The organism is Vibrio jasicida 090810c (assembly GCF_002887615.1).
Taxonomy (GTDB): domain Bacteria; phylum Pseudomonadota; class Gammaproteobacteria; order Enterobacterales; family Vibrionaceae; genus Vibrio; species Vibrio jasicida.
Genome location: NZ_CP025793.1, coordinates 1569696 through 1590297, shown reverse-complemented (window position 1 = coordinate 1590297; position 20602 = coordinate 1569696). Strand labels below are relative to the sequence as shown.

Below are 20602 nucleotides of genomic sequence, written 5' to 3'. Positions count from 1 at the left end.
CAGCTTTTATTTTTTATAATTAAATAAGTTAATAATATTTCCTAAAGTAAGTTACAACTATATTAATTAGATGGTTCTTAATTTCGTACGGAGCTCAATTCTCCAAATGAATGGTGGTGATTACCTTTAGTTTAAGTCAGTAAAATGTACTGATATCTGTTTTATAGAGTACAAAGGAGATGCCTCTAGCCATTGATGAAAACTGGCCAGAGGCAGGGATGTTAGTCTACCTTAGGAAAGGTAGTAAATATAGTCCACTCATCTTTAACCATGCCTTTATGGCCAATGACGGTAGCGGTTACACGACGGTTCAAAGCGTGGCTGACATCATCTGTCCCCAATTGAACTAAATGGGTATCACCAAAGCCAACAATAGTTAACCTTTCCTCTGAAATGCCTTGCTTAATTAATAGGTTGCGTACGTTACTTGCTCGGCGGCGTGATAGCTCAAGGTTGTAAGCTGCGGTACCAACTTTACTTGCATAACCCTGTATTTCGATAGAAGTCGCAGGGTACTTCTTAAGGAACGCTGCTAATTCAGTAATCTTACGTTGGAATACTGGATTAATGCTGTCTGAATCATTAGCAAACAAAATCTTAAGTTGATACTGTTCTTCTTTGTTTAGGTACGTTTCGCAGCCATCATTATCTACCTCGGCACCAACAGGGGTATTCGCACATAGATCACGAGCATTGATTACGCCATCGTTATCTACGTCATGAAGGTCAGCGACTTGAATGTACTCCGGAGTAGGGATGTAATCGAACTTATCAGTCGCAAATGCACTATTTAGGCTCATTGTTGATAGAGCTAGAAATATTAAGGTATTGTTTTTCATTGTGTTTAGTACTCTACTGGCTGAGTCCATTCTTGCGGAATATCGACGCGCAATGCATCAAGAAGTTTTCCTGTAGAAGTTAGAGTTCGGTATTTAGCGTATTGTTGATCGAACTTGGTTTCGAGGTAGTTTTTGCGGGATTCAAATAGCTCATTTTCAGTATTGAGCAAATCAAGCAATGTACGCTTACCAATGCGGTACTGTTTTTGGTAAGCAACAACGGTGTCTGACATTGAATCAACATGTTGGTTTAGAAAGGTTTTTTGCTTACCAGTCAATTCTAAAGCACTCCATGAGAGACTAAGCTCTTGCTCAACACTTCGGTAGGCACGTTCACGTAGGTCTTTCGCTTTGTTGAGCTGGTAGGCCATGCTATCAGTGTTTGCTGAATCTCTGCCGCCATTGTATAGGTTATAGCGGACGCGAAGCATAGCAGTGGTTTCAGAACTGTTACCTTCAATACCTCCTGCATCATCACGCCAGTTTTGTGCTGCTTCAACGGAAACTACTGGATAGTGGTTCGCATCTGCTTGCTGGTACTGAAATCTTGCAGAGTCGACATCTGCTAAAGCTATCTTTATTACTGGGTGGTTTTCAAAAGCCTGATATTTAGCCTCATCCAAGGAGTCGGGAATAAAGTTTTGGTCTGCGCGTGGAAAGATCAGATCCTGAGGGTTTTCACCCACTAATCGAATAAATGTGGTTTGCGCATCTTTGTAGTTATTTTGTGCAGCTAGTAAATTGTTGTGAGCTTTTGCTAGGCGACCTTCAACTTGAGTCAAATCGGCGACTGAGCCTATTCCTGATTCTGTGCGTTTTTTGATGTCAGTATAAATACGCTCGTGCGTATTTAAGTTGCTTTCTGAAAGAGTAATGAACTGCTGTGCCTTAATTACATCCAGATACGCTTTAGCAACTTGTAGGGCAATATTTTGAGCGTCAGCAAGCAATTGATAACGTACCGATTCAGCGTCTGCTGATGTGCGATCGATATCGTAAAGAGTTTTAGAACCATCCCAAATCAACTGGCTAAATGTAATTGCAGCTTCTTTACGGGTCATGTCGGTTCTATCTGCGGAGTTCGCTGGATCTATGCCCTCATAACCGATACCTGCGTCTAAATCGATGGTTGGTTTGTATGCACCAGTGGATTGATCAATGATGTAGCGTTTACTCATATATTCATTGAACGCACTTTTGATCTCTGGGTTGGTTGCAAATGTAACCGCTACGGCTTGCTCTAATGTTTGTGCACTGGAATGAAGAGGTATTAACAAACCAAAACAAACAACACTAATACTACTAAGCTTCAAAAGAAGTCTCCCCAAATAATTCGCAACGCTAATTATCTTTAATTTATTGTATCAATAATGAAAATTTAAGAACCAGATATATTAAAGAAAACGTTTGTATCAAATCTGGCTTGGTTAATTTAAGCCATCATTTTAAAAAAATTAATCGCTGGAACAAAGTCCCTAAAAATAAGCCGCATAACATATGACTTTCTGGGGGGAAATAAAACCACTTTAAAACATGAAACTTATTGTGGGAAAAAGTGCATGTTTTACATTGAGCAAATAATGATAAAATTTTAACTAAATGTATCACTGCCTGAAATAATTCTCATTGCCTGATTTAGTCAAGGGGAGGGGGTTATTTCATCTGTTAAATGGGGTAATAACTTTGGTTGGAAAGTCAAATTCAACGACGGATAAGTATGTTGTAATCGGTAAAGATGGTCATATTAGAGTGGTTGAATCTAAGGAGAACCTACTTCCGGGTGAGATTGTCGTGGAGACGTTGAATGGTGATTCTCTACCTGCGAATGCCTCATTAGAGCGCAGTGGTACAAATTCAGATATATCTCCTGAAGTTGAGGAAATAATTAAAGCCGTTGCGCAAGGTGATGACCCTACAGAATTAGGAGAAGAATACGATACTGCTGCAGGTGAGCAATTAAGTTCTAGCTTAACCAATTCCGGAACGATTGAACGTACAGGGGCTGAAGTTCTGGCAAGTACGTTTTTTGAAACTTCAGGTTTAGACAGTGAGCAGAGCGATATCAATGTTTTGCCTGACGTGCATCGTTCTACTGAAATAGATAGTAGTAACTCCACGGCGTTAATTGATGGTGACGATGTGGGGGCAGTAAGAGAAGACGTAACGCTTACCACCGGTGGCAACCTAAACGTGGATGACCTTGATGCAGGCGAAGCGGTCTTCCAACCGCAAACCAACGTTCAAGACGACAATTGGGGTACGTTCTCTATCGATGAGACTGGTAAATGGACGTACGAGCTGAACAACAGCCACCCAGACGTGCAAGCGTTGGACGCCGATAGTGATCCGATTATTCGCACCATGACAGTAACATCTGCAGACGGTACGACTCATGACGTGGTTGTGACGATAACCGGCTCAGATGACAAAGCGGTTATCACACCAGATCAACTAGATGACGATAAAGGCGCGGTTCAAGAAGACGTAACGCTGACCACTGGCGGTAACCTAAACGTGGACGACCCTGATGCAGGTGAAGCTGTCTTTCAGGCCCAAACAGACGTTCAAGATGGCAACTGGGGTACGTTCTCTATCGATGAGACTGGTAAATGGACGTATGAGCTGAACAACAGTCACCCAGACGTGCAAGCGTTAGACGCTGATAGCGATCCGGTGATTCGCACCATGACAGTGACGTCTGCGGACGGCACGACTCATGACGTGGTTGTGACAATCACAGGCTCAGACGACAAAGCGATCATCACACCAGAGCAACTGGGTGATGATAAAGGCGCGGTTCAAGAAGACGTAACGCTGACGACTGGCGGCAACTTAAACGTGGATGACCCTGATGCAGGCGAAGCGGTTTTCCAACCGCAAACCGACGTTCAAGATGGCAACTGGGGTACGTTCTCTATCGATGAGCAAGGTAACTGGACGTATGAGCTGAACAACAGTCACCCAGATGTGCAAGCGTTAGACGCTGATAGCGATCCGGTGATTCGCACCATGACAGTGACGTCTGCGGATGGCTCGACTCATGACGTCGTAGTCACTATTACTGGTTCAGACGACAACTCCATTATCACGCCAGATCAACCGGGTGACGATAAGGGCGCGCTTCAAGAAGACGTAACGTTAGCCACTGGCGGTAATTTGAATGTTGATGACCCTGATGTGGGTGAAGCAGCCTTCCAGCCTCAAACTAACGTTCAAGACGGCAATTGGGGTACCTTCTCTATCGATACGGATGGTAACTGGAAGTATGAGCTGAACAACAGTCACCCAGATGTGCAAGCGTTAGACGCTGATAGCGATCCGGTGACTCGCACCATAACAGTGACGTCTACGGACGGCGCGACTCATGACGTGGTTGTGACAATCACAGGCTCAGACGACAAAGCGATCATCACACCAGAACAACCGGGTGATGATAAAGGCGCGGTTCAAGAGGACGTAACGCTGACCACCGGCGGCAACCTAAACGTGGACGATCCAGATGCAGGCGAAGCGGTCTTCCAACCTCAAACCGACGTTCAAGATGGTAATTGGGGTACCTTCTCGATCGATGAACAGGGTAGCTGGACCTATGAGCTGAACAATAATCATCCAGACGTGCAAGCGTTAGACGCTGATAGCGATCCGGTGATTCGTACCATGACAGTGACGTCAGCGGACGGCACGACTCATGACATAGTTGTGACAATCACCGGCTCAGACGACAAAGCGATCATCACACCAGAACAACCGGGTGATGATGAAGGCGCGGTTCAAGAAGACGTAACGCTGACCACTGGCGGCAACTTAAACGTGGATGACCCTGATGCAGGTGAAGCGGTCTTCCAACCGCAAACCGCCGTTCAAGATGGTACTTGGGGTACCTTCTCGATCGATGAGCAGGGTAGCTGGACCTATGAGCTGAACAATAATCATCCAGACGTGCAAGCGTTAGACGCTGATAGCGATCCGGTTATTCGTACCATGACAGTGACGTCTGCGGACGGCACGACTCATGACGTGGTTGTGACAATCACAGGCTCAGACGACAAAGCGATCATCACACCAGAACAACCGGGTGATGATAAAGGCGCGGTTCAAGAGGACGTAACGCTGACCACCGGCGGCAACCTAAACGTGGACGATCCAGATGCAGGCGAAGCGGTCTTCCAACCTCAAACCGACGTTCAAGATGGTAATTGGGGTACCTTCTCGATCGATGAACAGGGTAGCTGGACCTATGAGCTGAACAATAATCATCCAGACGTGCAAGCGTTAGACGCTGATAGCGATCCGGTTATTCGTACCATGACAGTGACGTCTGCGGACGGCACGACTCATGACGTGGTTGTGACAATCACAGGCTCAGACGACAAAGCGATCATCACACCAGAACAACCGGGTGATGATAAAGGCGCGGTTCAAGAGGACGTAACGCTGACCACCGGCGGCAACCTAAACGTGGACGATCCAGATGCAGGCGAAGCGGTCTTCCAACCTCAAACCGACGTTCAAGATGGTAATTGGGGTACCTTCTCGATCGATGAACAGGGTAGCTGGACCTATGAGCTGAACAATAATCATCCAGACGTGCAAGCGTTAGACGCTGATAGCGATCCGGTTATTCGTACCATGACAGTGACGTCTGCGGACGGCACGACTCATGACGTGGTTGTGACAATCACAGGCTCAGACGACAAAGCGATCATCACACCAGAACAACCGGGTGATGATAAAGGCGCGGTTCAAGAGGACGTAACGCTGACCACCGGCGGCAACCTAAACGTGGACGATCCAGATGCAGGCGAAGCGGTCTTCCAACCTCAAACTGACGTTCAAGATGGTAATTGGGGTACCTTCTCGATCGATGAACAGGGTAGCTGGACCTATGAGCTGAACAATAATCATCCAGACGTGCAAGCGTTCGACGCTGATAGCGATCCGGTGATTCGTACCATGACAGTGACGTCAGCGGACGGCACGACTCATGACGTGGTTGTGACAATCACAGGCTCAGACGACAAAGCGATCATCACACCAGAACAACCGGGTGATGATGAAGGCGCGGTTCAAGAGGACGTAACGCTGACCACCGGCGGCAACCTAAACGTGGACGATCCAGATGCAGGCGAAGCGGTCTTCCAACCTCAAACCGACGTTCAAGATGGTAATTGGGGTACCTTCTCGATCGATGAACAGGGTAGCTGGACCTATGAGCTGAACAATAATCATCCAGACGTGCAAGCGTTAGACGCTGATAGCGATCCGGTGATTCGTACCATGACAGTGACGTCAGCGGACGGCACGACTCATGACATAGTTGTGACAATCACCGGCTCAGACGACAAAGCGATCATCACACCAGAACAACCGGGTGATGATGAAGGCGCGGTTCAAGAAGACGTAACGCTGACCACTGGCGGCAACTTAAACGTGGATGACCCTGATGCAGGTGAAGCGGTCTTCCAACCGCAAACCGCCGTTCAAGATGGCAACTGGGGTACGTTCTCTATCGATGAGACTGGTAACTGGACGTATGAGCTGAACAACAGTCACCCAGATGTGCAAGCGTTAGACGCTGATAGCGATCCGGTGACTCGTACCATAACACTGACGTCTGCGGACGGCACGACTCATGACGTGGTTGTGACTATTACTGGTAACAACGATGCTCCGGAATTTATTAGTGGAACGAATGATAGCCATGGCCTAGACGAAGACGGAAAAGCTGATACAGATAGTTACCAATTTAGCATTAATGAGAATGCTGTTGCTGGTGTCATTGGGCAGGTTGAGGCGTTTGATGTCGATAAAGGTAGCAATGTAACTTATCAGTTAACCAACCATACTGACCTTTTTGAAATAAACAGTCACACAGGTGAGATAAGCGTTAAAAGCGGCGTAGTCTTTGATTATGAAACGTTGGATAGCTACCAACTATTGGTAGAAGCTGAAGACCAGTCTGGAGCGAAGGATACGGCCAACGTCAATGTCGTGATAAATGACATTAACGAAGCTCCAATCGCTGAAGATGACAAAGGTATTGAGAAAGAGACTAAGGTTTTAGATCACACGAACTGGGACGACAGTGCCGATATTAGTGTGGATTACTACATCGTTGATACCAACACTGGTAACAAAATCGGTGACGCTAACAAGGCGGATTACACCGGTGACGGTGGTACGCATAAGTTTGGGGTTAGCTCTTCCTTAGATGGCGGAACGGATCAGGTAAAAGACGGTCAAATTGGGTTCGATGATGCCACTTCACACAGTGAGGCTATGCGTTTCACTTTCGCTGATGGACAAGTCGCAGATCATGCTGAAGTACAAGTTAACAATCTTTGGAGCTTTTGGGAGCCTGGAGTTGAGCGCGGTGTTTGGAAGGCTTATTACAAAGGTGAGGTTGTCGCTTCGGGGGTATTTGAAGGTACTGGCAATGGTAAGCAAGTTGTAAGTATTGATGCGGACGGTCGATATTTCGATAGCATTGAAATGTCAGCTGTGGGTTACAAAGATGGTGTGGTTGATCCTAAGGGGTCGGAGTACTTTGTTACACAAGTTTCTGCCGATTTGACGAGCTTTGATGACGACTATCAAACAACAGGAGCTGGTATTCTAGAGTTGGATGTGTTATCGAATGATAGCGATCCAGACGGTGATGAACTGACTATTATCGACTACCCACAAACAGAATATCTAAACCTAGTAGATGGCAAATTGGTGTTTGATGCAGCCAAATATCTTGAATCATTGCCAGAAGATCAGCGCACGATTAAGACTGGGGAAATAAAGGAATACTCATTTGAATACGTCATTGAAGATGCGGATGGTCTGACTGATAAAGCTGAAGTAACAGTGCATGTAGTAGGTGAGCCTATTTCATTGGATGATTCGCATATCACGCTTGATGAGTCTGCAGTTGGTGCGAATTCTGGCGTACATGCTGAAGGTGATTTAGTTGCCAACCTTGGTTCTGCACCAGATGCTGAGTTCCGATTTGATTCTGAACAGAATCTGGAGAACGTTACCAGTGAAGGCAAGCCAGTTGTGTTTGAAGTGAGTGATGATCGCGGTACTTTAACCGGATATGTTGGCTCAGGTGATGATAAGGTCAAAGTCATTGAAGCGAGCATTGATGGTAAAACTGGACATTACTCCGTCGAGCAATATGAGCCAGTAGATCACTCGGAACTCGGTGCTGACACGTTAGATATCCCTGTTAGCGTTCAAGTGGATGCGGGTGGCCGAGTTGAAAATGCAACTTTGCACCTTGGTGTTGTTGACTCTTTACCTTCAGTTAATTCAGAGCACCATGAAATCATGGATGTTGACCCACAAAACAACAGTGTTGTTATCGCGTTAGATGCATCTGGTTCAATGTGGGATGACATGGTTAAAAACGAGCAAGGCGTTGAAGTTACCCGCTGGGACCTAGCACGCAGTGCAATTAAGACCATGTTTGAAAAGTATGATGATCTTGGTGACGTTCGATTTAAGATTGCGACGCACTCAGGTTATCCAGATGGTCAAACATCTGAATGGCTGGAATCGGTAGATGATATTGATGCTTACTTGGATTCGATTGGTCGTGGTGGCTGGACGCCATATAGCCAAGCGATTGACCAGGTAAATGCTGCCTTAACTGACCTTAGCCAAGAAACAGATGACACTAGCAATCGTCAGCTTTACTTTATTTCGGATGGTGCGCCAAGCGACTTCAACTCATGGACAAATACGTCAAACCCTGCATATGCAGAGTTACGCGAGAGCTTAATGAAGTGGTCTACAGCAGACGATTTTGAAAGTGAGCAGCGCTACGAGTACTTAGCTAATGGTTGGGATCAACCGACAGAAGCTGAGCAAAGCATCATTCTTGAAAATGCGATGGAGCGCAGTATCGGGTCGAGTGGTGCATCTTTAGAGAACATCTGGTCAATTGGTATTGGCGCTGGTGCGGATATGAAATATCTAGAACCAGTTGCAACCGATAAAGGCTCTGCACTGGTAGTAACTGATGACTCACAAATAGAGGGGCTTCTGAACAAAACAGTATCAGGGCAGCTTCAGAGCAATCTTCTAGATGATATTAATGGCGATAGCCAATGGGTGGATCAAATTGAAGTTGATGGTGAAACCTATCATTACAATAAAGCTGATGGCACAGTAAGTGCCAGTAATGGGGCAATTATCTCTCTACACTCGTTAGCAGAGCTCGACACAGAGCATGGTACGCTAACTCTTAACTTTGAAAATGGTCGCTATGACTACAAAGCGACGAATGTTAAGGGTCATCAACAAGAAAAATTCAATATCACCGTTCTCGATGCAGACGGCGATACAGCGACTGGTGAAGTGACAATCGATATTCGAGATCGCGCTCCTGAGTTTATTAGCAATACTGATGCAGATCAGACTCATGGAACCGATGTCAGCGGTATGCCAACTGCGGATAATGCAACATTTAACGTTGCAGAGCAGGAAGCTGGATTGCTGGTAGGTAAGGTTAGAGCTTTCGACCCTGATGGTGCAGATACGATTAAATACGAGCTAAGTGGCGGTGATGCCGATTTGTTCCGAGTAGATTCAAATAGCGGTGAGATTTGGCTTAAAGACGGAGTTAAGCTAGACCACTCTGTTCAGGATAGTTATCAGTTGGAAGTCACGGCGACGGATAGTACGGATAAAGACACAACTCAGGTCACTCTAAATGTAACTGAAAACCATGCCCCAACTTCATCGCCAGTACATGGCTTTGCTGAAATGGAAGACTTGCCGATTAACAAAGTGACGGTTGTGTTTGATGAATCAAACAGTATGACTCGCACATTTGATGGGCAAAATACCGTTGGTAGTGAGGCTACTGCACCCAAGACAGAATCAAGAGCTTACAAAGCTGCGGAAGCCCTTCACTCAATGGTTGAAAACATGATTGAAGAGGGTGGGCAATCCAATACTTACATTCGTTTGGTTCGCTTTGATGGTGATACATCAACACAAAGTTGGTTGACGCTTGATGACGTTGAGCGAATGACGCGTCCACCGGAGTTAAACGGGCGCAATGTTGATGACCTGAGTTATCGAAATGATGTGGCAGAATATGTCCGCAACTGGTGTGATATAGACTACGGTATCAACACCGATTACAGCAAAGCGTTAGAAGCCGTGATGGATTCCGGGGATGCAAGCAATGCTGTGTACCCATGGCAAGATGGCTTTGACTTCTTCGGACCAGAGAAACCGACGGAGAGTAAGGATACGATTTTCTTTATCTCTGACGGCGCACCAAACCCTAAAGAAGGTGAAACAGCAGCTCCAGATTTGAATGAACGATGGGAAGACTATAAGCAAACGCATGATGCCAAAGTTTATGGTATTGGTATTGCAACGTCAGACAATGAAAGTGCTGCCCAAGCTCTGGAAGAATTGAGCGACCAAGTTGTATTTATCGATTCTGGCGAGCAGTTAGGCCAATTCCTAAATCATTTTTCACCTGAACCAATTGCTGGTGAGTTGCTGTCAGGAAGCCAAGATGCAGATGGCGACATCATGACAGTCTCTTTGGTTGATGGGGATTTCACTCTTTTAAGTGCTGATTTACATGATGTCACCGTCGACCAAGACCTTGTTTCTTCGGCGAGTCAAGTAGATGGGAGTTTACATGTTGAAACGGCATTTGGTTTGTTAGAGGTCGAGTCAAACGGCAGTTATAGCTTTACACAAAGTGATACCTTTACCTTAGAAGGTAGCCAACAAGTTGATCTGAACTTTCTCTTTAAAGTGTCAGATGGAAAAGGCGGGGTGAGTGATAACGTCTTTACTCTAACACTTAATGAACCAGGTGTAGACGTCGCTTCTACTGAGCGTCATGCTGTCATGGGTAATGACCTTGCCAACTTGCTTGATGGTAGTGAGACTAACGATATCATGCTGGGACAAGACGGTGCAGATACCTTAAATGGCGCTGCAGGCGATGACATCTTAGTGGGTGGTCTTGGCAATGACATTCTCATCGGAGGTTTAGGGAATGATATCCTAACGGGAGGTGAAGGGAGCGATACGTTTACTTTCACCAATGAGTCTTTAAGTTCTGAAGTATCTATGGATGTCATCAAAGACTTTAATTTCGGTGAAGATAAATTAGACTTGAGTGATATTGTTTCATCAGCAGATGATGATGTGGCGGCCATGGAAGCCTTGTTGGATCACGTCAGCGCTAGTTTTGATAGTGAACAGGATACCCTCAACCTAACGATTACTAATGAGACTGGCCAATCTACATCGGTCGCACTGGAGCATTTCGACATGTCAGGCCTAGAACTGGGCGCATCAGCGACTTCGCATGAAATTGTTGACCAATTGTTCCAGCATCATGTTTTTACTTCTGAATAACGTAATCTTATTCAGTTAGAAACCAACATTTTGAGTGGCATCTGACATTTCTCAGGTGCCGCTTTTTTTGATTTTTTCATTGTCTATTTTGATTACAGTCTCTTGATTCAATCTATATTTCTTATTAGGTTTTAAACTCCAAGTTAACTATTAAATGTTTGACTTTTATTGTTTAGTTTTTTAGTAAGGTGTGTTGGGTCTTGTCTTAAGTTCCTTCTTTTACGATAACACGTGAATCGCTCGCAATTGGTAGGTGAAGGTGTTTCTATCGTAATTCAAGACGCTTAAGAATACTCGCGGAGTGTCAGCAACGTGATTGAAGTGAGTGATAAGATCTCCGGCCAAACGTATTTACTGGCACTCAATGCAGCCGAAGAGTTAGCAGAAATGGCAGAAAACCAGAAGAATACGCTCAGCCGATTTAGCGTCTAATCGTTTCGTTATATGTTCTGAGCTCTAGCGATTTAATCCATGCCTCCGCAATGCAGGGGCATTTTTGTTTCTACTGTCAGACGTTATCTTAAGCTGGAAAAATGAAGAGGTTTCGCCACACTTACTACAATAAACGGAAAAAGCTGGAACCATGGAAAGAAGACACATTTTAGTGCTATGGGCATTGTTGTTCGCACCCACTTTAAAAGCGAAAACACCAATGCGGTCGACGCCAGCACAGACAGAAGGGCCATTGTATCCAGTAGTGAACATTCCTCTTCGTCAAAACTTGATTCTCCAATCGGAGGGCTTGGTCGGTGAACCTATCGTGTTGCAAGGCAAAGTCTTAGATAGATCGGAAAACCCAGTTTCAGGCATCAAAGTAGAAATCTGGCAATGCGATGGGCAGGGGATTTACGATCACCCTAAGCAGCCAAATAATGATAAGTTTGATGCTCACTTTGTAGGCTTTGGCGCGGTAGAGACTCAATCGGATGGTCGCTACTAATTCCAGACTTTGTATCCTGTGACTTATGCCTCTCGTCCGCCGCACATTCACGTTAAGTTGTGGCGGGATAACCAAGAGCTTCTGACCACTCAGCTATATTTAAAAGGCAATACTGGTGATGAATGGTGGGGTCGTAAAGCCCTTGATTATCTGCAGTTTAAGACTATACGAATCGACGGGCGGTTAACGGGTGAATTTAACTTTGTGATTGGCTAGCTAATCCGGTTAAGCCATTAACTCAACCAATTGCGCCAAGCATTCTTTGTCGAGTATTGGATGAGGCTCAACGCCCGTGACCAGCACTATATCCACGGAAGGCAGCGATGGCATATCGTCTAAGATCTTAAGATCCTCGCTAGCGCTAATACTGCCCATCGCACCGATAGCCATGCTCGAACGTACAATCGCTCGTTTTGCCGAGGCTGTATTACAACACGCCAGTAGTTGATAAGGAGTGCCACGTTTGGTTAATCCGTCTACCGCTTCCGTGTGGGATTCATTAGCGATTTTGGAATACGTTAACGAGCAATACTTGCAAGGTAGAGCATGGCCAAGTAAGTCTGCAGAACGAGCTAAAGCACGCGCCATTGCCTCAGAAATGCATTCGGGTTTCTTTGACTTAAGAAACGAACTCCCAATGAACATTCGCGCGCGCAGAAAAGTCGATCTAACGGATGGTGTACGTAAAGATATTGCACGCATTGACGCCATTTGGGCAGAGCAAGCCAAGCTGCATCCGAATGGTTGGCTATTTGGAGAATGGTCAATCACCGATGCCATGTATGCACCAGTGGCATTGCGTTTCCAAACTTATGGCATAGAGCTATCGGAAGGTGCCAAAGCCTACCAACAGAAGGTGCTAGCAAGTGAAGCTTTACAGCAATGGTTGGAAGAGGCGAGCCAAGAAACGGATATCGTAGAAGAAGATGAAGCAGGGGTAGAAGCTTAACGGCACTAGAGCCTCACTTGATGGGAGGCTCTATTCAAAAACACCTTATTTACTTTTCATACATTGAAGTACTTCTGTTCGCTCGAAATGATTTTCTTCTGCGTAGCTCCCCATTAAACACCCTGTATAAAAGAGAAAAGCATTTTTCAGAGCGTCTTTACTGTCAAACTTGCCCTTTTGTTTTTTGATTTCTTGAGCCATTACTGACTGGCAGCTCTTGGTATAAGGCTCAAGAGCTTGTTCACATTTACTAGTACTATCGAACCCAAAACAGCGCTGAAAGGCGGTTTCTTTACAAACATAACTAGAACCTTTGCTGAATAAGTTTTGCATGACCAGTGCTTCCTTGATTGAAGTGAGTTCTTTCGGATCATCCATATTGACTAGCTGGAAGGCTTTTTTTGCTACCACGCTATCGCGGTAAAGTATCTCGAGTTTCCAACGGCCGGACACCAGCTCGCTTTTATCGCCGAAATACCACATCGCGAGGTTACGATCATGCTTAAACATGGTGTCAGGCCAAGTGGATTCGGTGAACCCTTTGCCCGTTTTAGGATCGACAATCTTTGGATGAGTCATCCGGACGGTAATGGGGAATTTGTTGGTTTTTGCAAGGCTAGGCTCTACTTCACCCTGTGCATTCTTGGGCAACGTAACCGAGTATCGAAAGCCAATGTATTGGCCGAGTTTTGGCATCACCATTTGTGTTGGAGTCACGGTGTACTCATTTCCCTCTTGCGTTATTACACCACCTTCAATGATGCTGACACGAGGAGATAGTAGGTTTGAGATGTTTTTCTCTTCGCTTGCTTGAGAGGTTGTCGTTAGAGCGGCGGCATAAGGTGAACCCTCGACTGAAAACAGATCAAACTCATGACCTTTAGGCAATGTAATATCATAAAGTGGGTTGTTGAATGCTGTGAACTTCTTCAAGGCCAGTTGTTGAGTCAGGTCCAGTTTGGTCAATTTATTATTGTTTAGCTCTAGTGACGTTAAGTCTGGGTTTTTACCCAATTGGAATTCAGCTAACTGGTTATAGTCTGCTTTAACTTCTTGCAGCTGTGTCTGCTGGCTTAAGTCCAAACTGGTGAGCTTATTATTGCGCACGTTAAGGTGCTTAAGATTCGCGTTTTTCGACAAATCAATCTCTTGCAATTGGTTTGATTGAAGAGATACGTGTGAAAGCTTTGGGTTATGGCTTAAGTCGATCGTAGTTAGGCTGCCACTTCCAAGAAAGAGCGTCTTGAGTTCGGAGTTTTGGCTAACGTTAAGCTCTGTCAGTTTATGGGCACTGAATCCAAGGTCACGCAACCGTGATAGGTGGCGAACGTCTATTTCTGCAATAGGCATTTTGTAGGCGTAGAGACTTTTCAGCTTCGAGTTCTTATTGATGTTGAGCTGTGTCAGGTTGTTTTCTGAAACAGTCAGAGTTTCAAGCTCCGGGTTATGAGAGAGGTCGATATCTGTCAATTGGTTGTTCGCCAAGATCAGGCGTTTGAGCTTTGGATTATTTGTAGTATCGACGCTTTTAATATTGTTATTTAGGAGAATCAAGTCTTCTAGTGCAGGGAAAAATTTAATTTCTTCCACAGAGCTAATGTTATTGTTGGAGCAGTCGAGTTCGGTCAAAATATTTGGTGAAGACGCTTCGTAGCCAGAAAAGCAATCAGCAAAGTTTGGGTCGACGAACTGAATGTCTCCAATAGTTTCTGGAGTGGAACAATAAGCGAAACCGGATAACGCCAAACCACTTGTTGCCATCACCATTTTTCCGGATAACCGGATTCGGTTTACCACTGACGCCTTCATACATGAATCCTTTTCGAAGTATTTTCTTTTTAGTTTTAGGTGCTCAATTGCCTTGCCGTTAGTGAATACGGTTTCGACAATGAATAGAGCAACATTGAATAGATCTTTAGCAGTTTACGCAATTTCTCAAAATAAAACTGTAGGTAAACTACCGGAAATATTAGCTTTTTCATCTAAAGTTTTCGAATGGTGATCAAGGTGACGTCGGTGGTTATGGCGTGGAAGGGGCGAATTGATATCGGGATAAACATGTGAAGCACAGCTACCATTATATTCGCAGGTCTAACACTATACTTCACAGGTTTATGGCAGTACTGAGCAGCGAACATTAAAGTCGTGGAAGTTGCTATAGGGCATCTACCACGCTCTATATCCGCTGCTTAACAATCGTTTGATTACCCCAATAGTTCCACAATTGCTTTCCCTACACCGTGTGCGCTAGTTGGGTTTTGACCAGTGATCACACGTTCGTCTACAATCACAAACTCTTGCCACGGCTGTACTTTTGAGTAGCGTGCCGCGCCACGTGCTAGGGATTCTTCCAAAAGGAAAGGGATATCATTGATGGTACCAAAGTCGATTTCTTCTTCACGGGTAAAACCTGTCACCGATTTAGACGCAAGCAGTTTCTCTCCATTGCTAAGCGTGATAGGCAGTAGGGCGCCTGGACCATGACAAACGGCTGCAACGATGCCGCCATCTTCATAATGCTTTGCAGAGATTTGTGCGAAATCTTCATTGGTCGCTAAGTCAGAAAGTAGACCAAAACCTCCTGGGTAGAAGATTGCATCGTAGTTGTCAGCGTTGATTTGTGAAACTGGAATCGTGTTGTTGACACGGTTTTGGAAATCATCATCAGCCAAGATTTTTGTGTTTACCGCATCACCTTCAATGTCTGTTCCATACAGTGGGGCTTGGCCTCCTTTGATAGAAGCAATGTCGTAATCGAAGCCCGCACCAAGTAATTCTGCAAGTGCATGGGTGAGCTCTGGTGCGTAGGTGCCGTTTGCTTGATCGGTTTCGCCGAGTGTCGCGTGATTCGTTACAACAATGAGTACTTTCTTCATGATGGGGTCCTTTTGGGTTGCTGTATTTTGTTGAGCACCTTCATACTAATTGCTAATCAGATAGGTGATAATAGAGGTAATTAGCAAAACATTATTGCCATATGGCAAAGGTGACTATGGACAGTTTTGAAGGTATCAACGAATTTGTTACGGTTGCGGAGAGCTTAGGGTTTTCTTCTGCTGCGAAACAATTGGGTTGCAGTACCAGCCATGTAAGTCGACAAGTGACAAAGTTAGAGGAACGTTTAGGCGTTGCCTTGCTAGCACGTTCGACACGAATGGTAAGCTTAACGGAAGCAGGGCAAGCGTATTACCAACAATGTAAAGAGTTGGTGATTGGGCTTCAGCAAGCCAATGAGCAACTCACCACACAGCAAACTCAATTGAGTGGTACGTTACGAGTGAGTGCTGCTGGTGCGTTTTCTGAAAATCACGTTGCACCAGCGTTGATGGCGTTTGCGAAACAACATCCGAACCTCACGGTAGAAGTCAACTTCAATACAAGTATGGTCAATTTTATTGAAGATGGTTTTGATTTTGCCATTCGTTACGGACGCCTAAGTGATTCTGGTTTAGTCGCGAGAAAGCTAGTTGATCGCCCCATGGCAGCAGCGGTGAGTCAGAATTATATCGACGAGCATGGTTTTCCTACTCATCCAACACAACTCAAGCACCACAGTTGCATCATCACGAACAAGGACGTTTGGTTGTTTGAAAAAGATGGTAAGGCGCTAGATGGCGTGAAAGTCCAAGGACGATGGAAAAGCAACAACGCTAAAACGGTTTTGCAAGCCTGTGAAGACGGATTAGGCGTGGCGTATCTACCAAAGAGTAGCTTTAACGATGCCATTTCTTCCGGGCGATTGGTACCAATCTTAGAGTCTTATTGGGGAAGTGGTAATAGTAGTTGGATCGTTTATCAGAATCGCCACTTTCTGCCTCTAAGGGCCAGATTGGCCATCAACTTTCTACTTGACCATTTTGCTGATTGGCAGGAGTAGGGAGGGGTATTTCGAAAGCAAATAAAGCAGCGATGGACTGCGCCATGGGTGACAGGCGATATCTGCTTTTTTCTAAAACTATCCGACCGTGATGAACGTCGGTTATGCGACTCTTAGAGATGAGGTATAAGGGCTTGAGACATAAAAATACGGAGTACAGATACCAGCGATAATATCCGTACTCCGTAGGCTTAGTGCTTTATCAAACTAAGTGTTAAACATTAATTCCGTTGTGGTTGCGTCATGGCATCCACGACTTGCTCGATACTCAAAGAGCTGCCTTTGGTTGCAGGGAACTCTTTAAAGGTTTCAAGGAATTTTCGAACGATAGCCTGCGCTGGGACAAACATCCACATTTGGTCTGCGTAGAAGTGTCGGACATAAAGCGCTGAGTCTGGTCCTACTTCAAATGGGTCCATACGTAGGTTAACGATCAACGGCCAGCTTGGCGTTTTACGATAAGCCTCGTTGATGGCCCCTTCCATGATGGTGAAGTGAATCTTCCAATCTTTATAACGCAGAGCGTTTAAGTGGCCGCCGGCATCAAAGTAGAAGATTTCATTACGAGCACCAGTATCTGTTTTACCGGTAAGTAGGTCTAACTGGTTATATCCATCGAGGTGCGCTTTAAAGGTTTTGTTATTGGCTTCATGACCTTTAAGTAGCTTCTCTTTTACGTCTGGCTCACCCACGGCGGCCAATAGCGTTGGCATCCAGTCTTCTTGAGAGAAAATGTCGTTGATGACCGTCCCCGGTTTGATCTGACCCGGCCAGCGAACCATCATAGGTACACGGAAGCCACCTTCCCAAGTTGTACCTTTCTCGCCTTTAAATGGTGTTGTACCACCATCTGGCCATGTGAATTTCTCTGCACCGTTATCGGTACTGAAAATCACGATGGTATTGTCGGCTACACCAAGTTCGTCAAGCTTCTTAAGCATCACGCCAACTTGATCGTCCAGATCCATCATGCCGTCGGCATAAAGGCCATAACCAGACTTCCCTTTGTATTCTTCACTTAGGTGTGTCCAAACGTGCATTCGCGTCGAGTTGTGCCAAATGAAGAAAGGTTTATCGTCTTTCACGGCTTTTTCCATGAAGGCAAGACTGGCTTCCATAAACTCTTGGTCAACGTTTTCCATACGCTTACGGGTGAGTGGGCCTGTGTCTTCAATTTTTCCGTCAGCGGTGGATTTAAGAACACCACGAGGGCCGAATTTTTTACGGAACTCAGGATCTTTAGGGTAGAACTCTGATTCTGGTTCTTCTTCAGCATTTAAGTGGTAGAGGTTACCGAAGAATTCATCAAAACCGTGGTTAGTAGGTAAGTGCTCGTCTTGGTCTCCTAGGTGGTTTTTACCAAACTGACCCGCAACGTAGCCGTGGTTTTTCAGTAGCTCAGCAATGGTTGGGTCTTTGGCTTGAATCCCTTCTTTTGCTCCAGGCATACCAATCGTAAGTAAGCCTGTACGGAATGGGTGCTGACCGAGAATGAACGATGCACGACCCGCAGTACAACTTTGTTGCGCGTAAGCATCCGTAAAAATGGCACCTTCATTGGCAATGGTGTCGATGTTTGGTGTACGACCGCCCATCATGCCATTGTGATAAGCGCTAATGTTGTAAACACCAACATCGTCGCCCCAAAATACTAAAATGTTGGGTTTATCTGCTGCCAACAGACTGACAGGCGCGACCGCGCTCATCAATACGAGAAACTTCCTCAATATCCTCTTCATCGAGTCCTCCTGGACAATAAGTAGAATTCATTTCTTTTGTTGTGATTGATGCAAATTGACCGTGAACTGCTTAGTTAATTGGCAAACTAAGCATAGTACACGTGATTGATTTGTTAGATTTTTGATGGATTTAAATTATCAATTGTTCAGATAAAAGAGGCGTGATAGCGAATCACCATCACATTATAAGTGCTACATGTTTTGATAGCTTGGTCCGCCGCCACCCTCAGGTGCTTTCCATGTGATGTTTTGCGAAGGATCTTTGATGTCACAGGTTTTACAATGCACACAGTTTGCGGCATTAATTTGAAATGTTCGCTCGCCTTCTACTTCTACCACTTCATACACGCCAGCAGGGCAGTAGCGCTGGCTTGGCTCATCAAACTTCTTCAAATGGACTTGAATCGGAATATGAGGATAGGCGAGTTGCAAGTGGCAAGGCTGATTTTCTTCATGTTGTGTACCAGACAAAAATACTGATGAGGGTTTATCGAAGCTGATTACACCATCTGGTTTCGAGTATTGAATAGGTTGGCACTCATCAATTGGTTTCAGTTGTTCATGATCGTGCGAAGGATCAGTGATCGTCCACGGTATTGGTTTCTTAACCAGAGGTTGCCACAGATTGTGTTCGAAGGTGGAAAGTGCGCCGCCGAGTACGCTGCCGAATTTGTGAATGTTTGCACTAAAGTTACGTGTGTCACTAAGTTCTTCATACAACCATGAATCTTCAAACTTGGTTTGGTAATCCGGTTCCGAATTGGATTGTGTGAATGCTTCGGCAATGGCTTCTGCGGCTAACAAACCGGATTTCATCGCAGTATGGCTGCCTTTGATCTTAGCGACGTTTAACGTGCCCGCATCACAACCAATCAATAAACCGCCGGGGAATTGCTGTCTCGGTAGAGAAGACAACCCACCTTTCGCAATGGCTCTTGCGCCGTAAGCGATGCGTTGAGCGCCTTTTAAATGTTGTTCGATAGCAGGGTGGTGCTTAAAGCGTTGAAATTCGTCAAACGGACTCAAGTAAGGATTGCTGTAATTCAAGTCGACAATAAGCCCAACGGCGATTTGGTTGTTCTCCATGTGATAGAGAAAACCGCCACCCGTGGTGTTGGGTTCACTCAGTGGATACCCTGCAGAATGAATCACGCTGCCAGATTGATCTTTGGCATCGTCAGGTAACTCCCAAATTTCTTTAAGCCCGAGCGCATAATGTTGCGGTTGTTTATCACCGTCTAAACCAAATCGTTGGATGAGCTCTTTACCAAGATGACCTCGGCACCCCTCGGCGAACACGGTGTATTTGGCTTTTAGCTCAATACCGGCTTCAAAGTTGGGTTTGGCTTCTCCTTTCTTGTCCAAACCCATGTCGCTGGTGTTTACCCCTGTAACAGCGCCAAATGCGTCGTAGTTAATCGTGGATGCGGCGAAACCGGGATAGACCTCTACACCAAGCGATTCAGCTTGGTCTGCTAACCAACGACACAAGTTCGCCAAGCTGATGACGTAGTTGTTTTCATCATTGTGTATTGGGTTAGGGGTAAGAAAGTGGGGAACACGAATGTGATTAAGTTCTGTGGTTAGGTACAAGAAGGCATCGTTTTTTACCGCGGCGGAAAGAGGCGCGCCCATGCTTTGCCAATCAGGAAAAAGCTCGTCTAATGCACGTGTTTCGAATACCGCGCCAGATAAGATATGTGCACCAACTTCTGAGCCTTTTTCTACCACACAAATAGACAGCGGCTCATCTTCACGCTCTTGGTTGAGTTGCGCTAAGCGGCATGCTGCACTCAAACCTGCAGGTCCAGCGCCGACAATCACCACATCAAATTCCATGCATTCTCTTTCCATCTTCTTGCTTCCTTT

General features: G+C 45.4%; 8 protein-coding genes and 3 pseudogenes. 4 read left to right on the top strand and 7 right to left on the bottom strand.

Going from position 1 to position 20602, the window contains the following annotated elements; genetic code table 11:
* Positions 1-221: 221 nt before the first annotated feature.
* Both C1S73_RS24625 and C1S73_RS24620 read right to left on the bottom strand, forming a co-directional pair.
* Positions 222-839 carry an OmpA family protein gene (locus tag C1S73_RS24625; RefSeq protein WP_038873926.1) on the bottom strand — a complete coding sequence of 206 codons (618 nt, stop codon included), beginning with the start codon at positions 837-839 and terminating at the stop codon, positions 222-224.
* A gap of 5 nt (positions 840-844) precedes the next feature.
* Positions 845-2152, bottom strand: coding sequence for a TolC family outer membrane protein (locus C1S73_RS24620; protein ID WP_038873923.1), 1308 nt, complete (start codon positions 2150-2152; stop codon positions 845-847).
* A 370-nt stretch (positions 2153-2522) separates the two neighbouring features.
* Here C1S73_RS24620 and C1S73_RS24615 point away from each other — a divergent pair, with 370 nt between their 5' ends.
* On the top strand, positions 2523-11228 hold the full coding sequence (locus C1S73_RS24615) for a VCBS domain-containing protein (RefSeq protein ID WP_102778989.1): 8706 nt from the start codon (positions 2523-2525) through the stop codon (positions 11226-11228).
* A gap of 583 nt (positions 11229-11811) precedes the next feature.
* Positions 11812-12384, top strand: a pseudogene (locus C1S73_RS24610) (dioxygenase family protein).
* Positions 12385-12393: 9 nt separating this feature from the next.
* Here C1S73_RS24610 and C1S73_RS24605 read toward each other — a convergent pair.
* A pseudogene (locus tag C1S73_RS24605) lies at positions 12394-12660 on the bottom strand (type 2 periplasmic-binding domain-containing protein); the annotation flags it as partial.
* On the opposite strand from C1S73_RS24605, the pseudogene C1S73_RS24600 reads away from it, so the two are divergent.
* Positions 12653-13117, top strand: a pseudogene (locus C1S73_RS24600) (glutathione S-transferase C-terminal domain-containing protein); the annotation flags it as partial. The pseudogenes C1S73_RS24605 and C1S73_RS24600 sit on opposite strands and share 8 nt — an antisense overlap.
* 45 nt (positions 13118-13162) lie before the next feature.
* Here C1S73_RS24600 and C1S73_RS24595 read toward each other — a convergent pair.
* Both C1S73_RS24595 and C1S73_RS24590 read right to left on the bottom strand, forming a co-directional pair.
* Positions 13163-14926 (bottom strand): leucine-rich repeat domain-containing protein, encoded by a 1764-nt coding sequence (locus C1S73_RS24595; RefSeq protein WP_038873436.1) that lies wholly within the window; start codon positions 14924-14926, stop codon positions 13163-13165.
* Between the two features lie 395 nt (positions 14927-15321).
* Positions 15322-15993, bottom strand: coding sequence for a type 1 glutamine amidotransferase domain-containing protein (locus C1S73_RS24590; RefSeq protein WP_038873439.1), 672 nt, complete (start codon positions 15991-15993; stop codon positions 15322-15324).
* A gap of 116 nt (positions 15994-16109) precedes the next feature.
* Here C1S73_RS24590 and C1S73_RS24585 point away from each other — a divergent pair, with 116 nt between their 5' ends.
* Complete coding sequence (locus tag C1S73_RS24585) at positions 16110-16994, top strand: LysR family transcriptional regulator (RefSeq protein WP_038873443.1); 885 nt, start codon at positions 16110-16112, stop codon at positions 16992-16994.
* Positions 16995-17215: 221 nt separating this feature from the next.
* Here C1S73_RS24585 and C1S73_RS24580 read toward each other — a convergent pair whose 3' ends face one another.
* Together C1S73_RS24580 and C1S73_RS24575 are read right to left on the bottom strand one after the other, a co-directional pair.
* Complete coding sequence (locus tag C1S73_RS24580) at positions 17216-18733, bottom strand: arylsulfatase (protein WP_038873446.1); 1518 nt, start codon at positions 18731-18733, stop codon at positions 17216-17218.
* Positions 18734-18925: 192 nt separating this feature from the next.
* Complete coding sequence (locus tag C1S73_RS24575; RefSeq protein WP_081634814.1) at positions 18926-20587, bottom strand: electron transfer flavoprotein-ubiquinone oxidoreductase; 1662 nt, start codon at positions 20585-20587, stop codon at positions 18926-18928.
* Positions 20588-20602 lie beyond the last annotated feature (15 nt).

What these genes read in the sequence shown, in the direction of transcription:
- C1S73_RS24625 (WP_038873926.1), bottom strand. Translation starts at nt 839, where the DNA reads ATGAAAAACAATACCTTAATATTTCTAGCTCTATCAACAATGAGCCTA.
- C1S73_RS24595 (WP_038873436.1), bottom strand. Translation starts at nt 14,926, where the DNA reads ATGAAGGCGTCAGTGGTAAACCGAATCCGGTTATCCGGAAAAATGGTG.
- C1S73_RS24590 (WP_038873439.1), bottom strand. Translation starts at nt 15,993, where the DNA reads ATGAAGAAAGTACTCATTGTTGTAACGAATCACGCGACACTCGGCGAA.
- C1S73_RS24585 (WP_038873443.1), top strand. Translation starts at nt 16,110, where the DNA reads ATGGACAGTTTTGAAGGTATCAACGAATTTGTTACGGTTGCGGAGAGC.
- C1S73_RS24580 (WP_038873446.1), bottom strand. Translation starts at nt 18,733, where the DNA reads ATGAAGAGGATATTGAGGAAGTTTCTCGTATTGATGAGCGCGGTCGCG.
- C1S73_RS24575 (WP_081634814.1), bottom strand. Translation starts at nt 20,587, where the DNA reads ATGGAAAGAGAATGCATGGAATTTGATGTGGTGATTGTCGGCGCTGGA.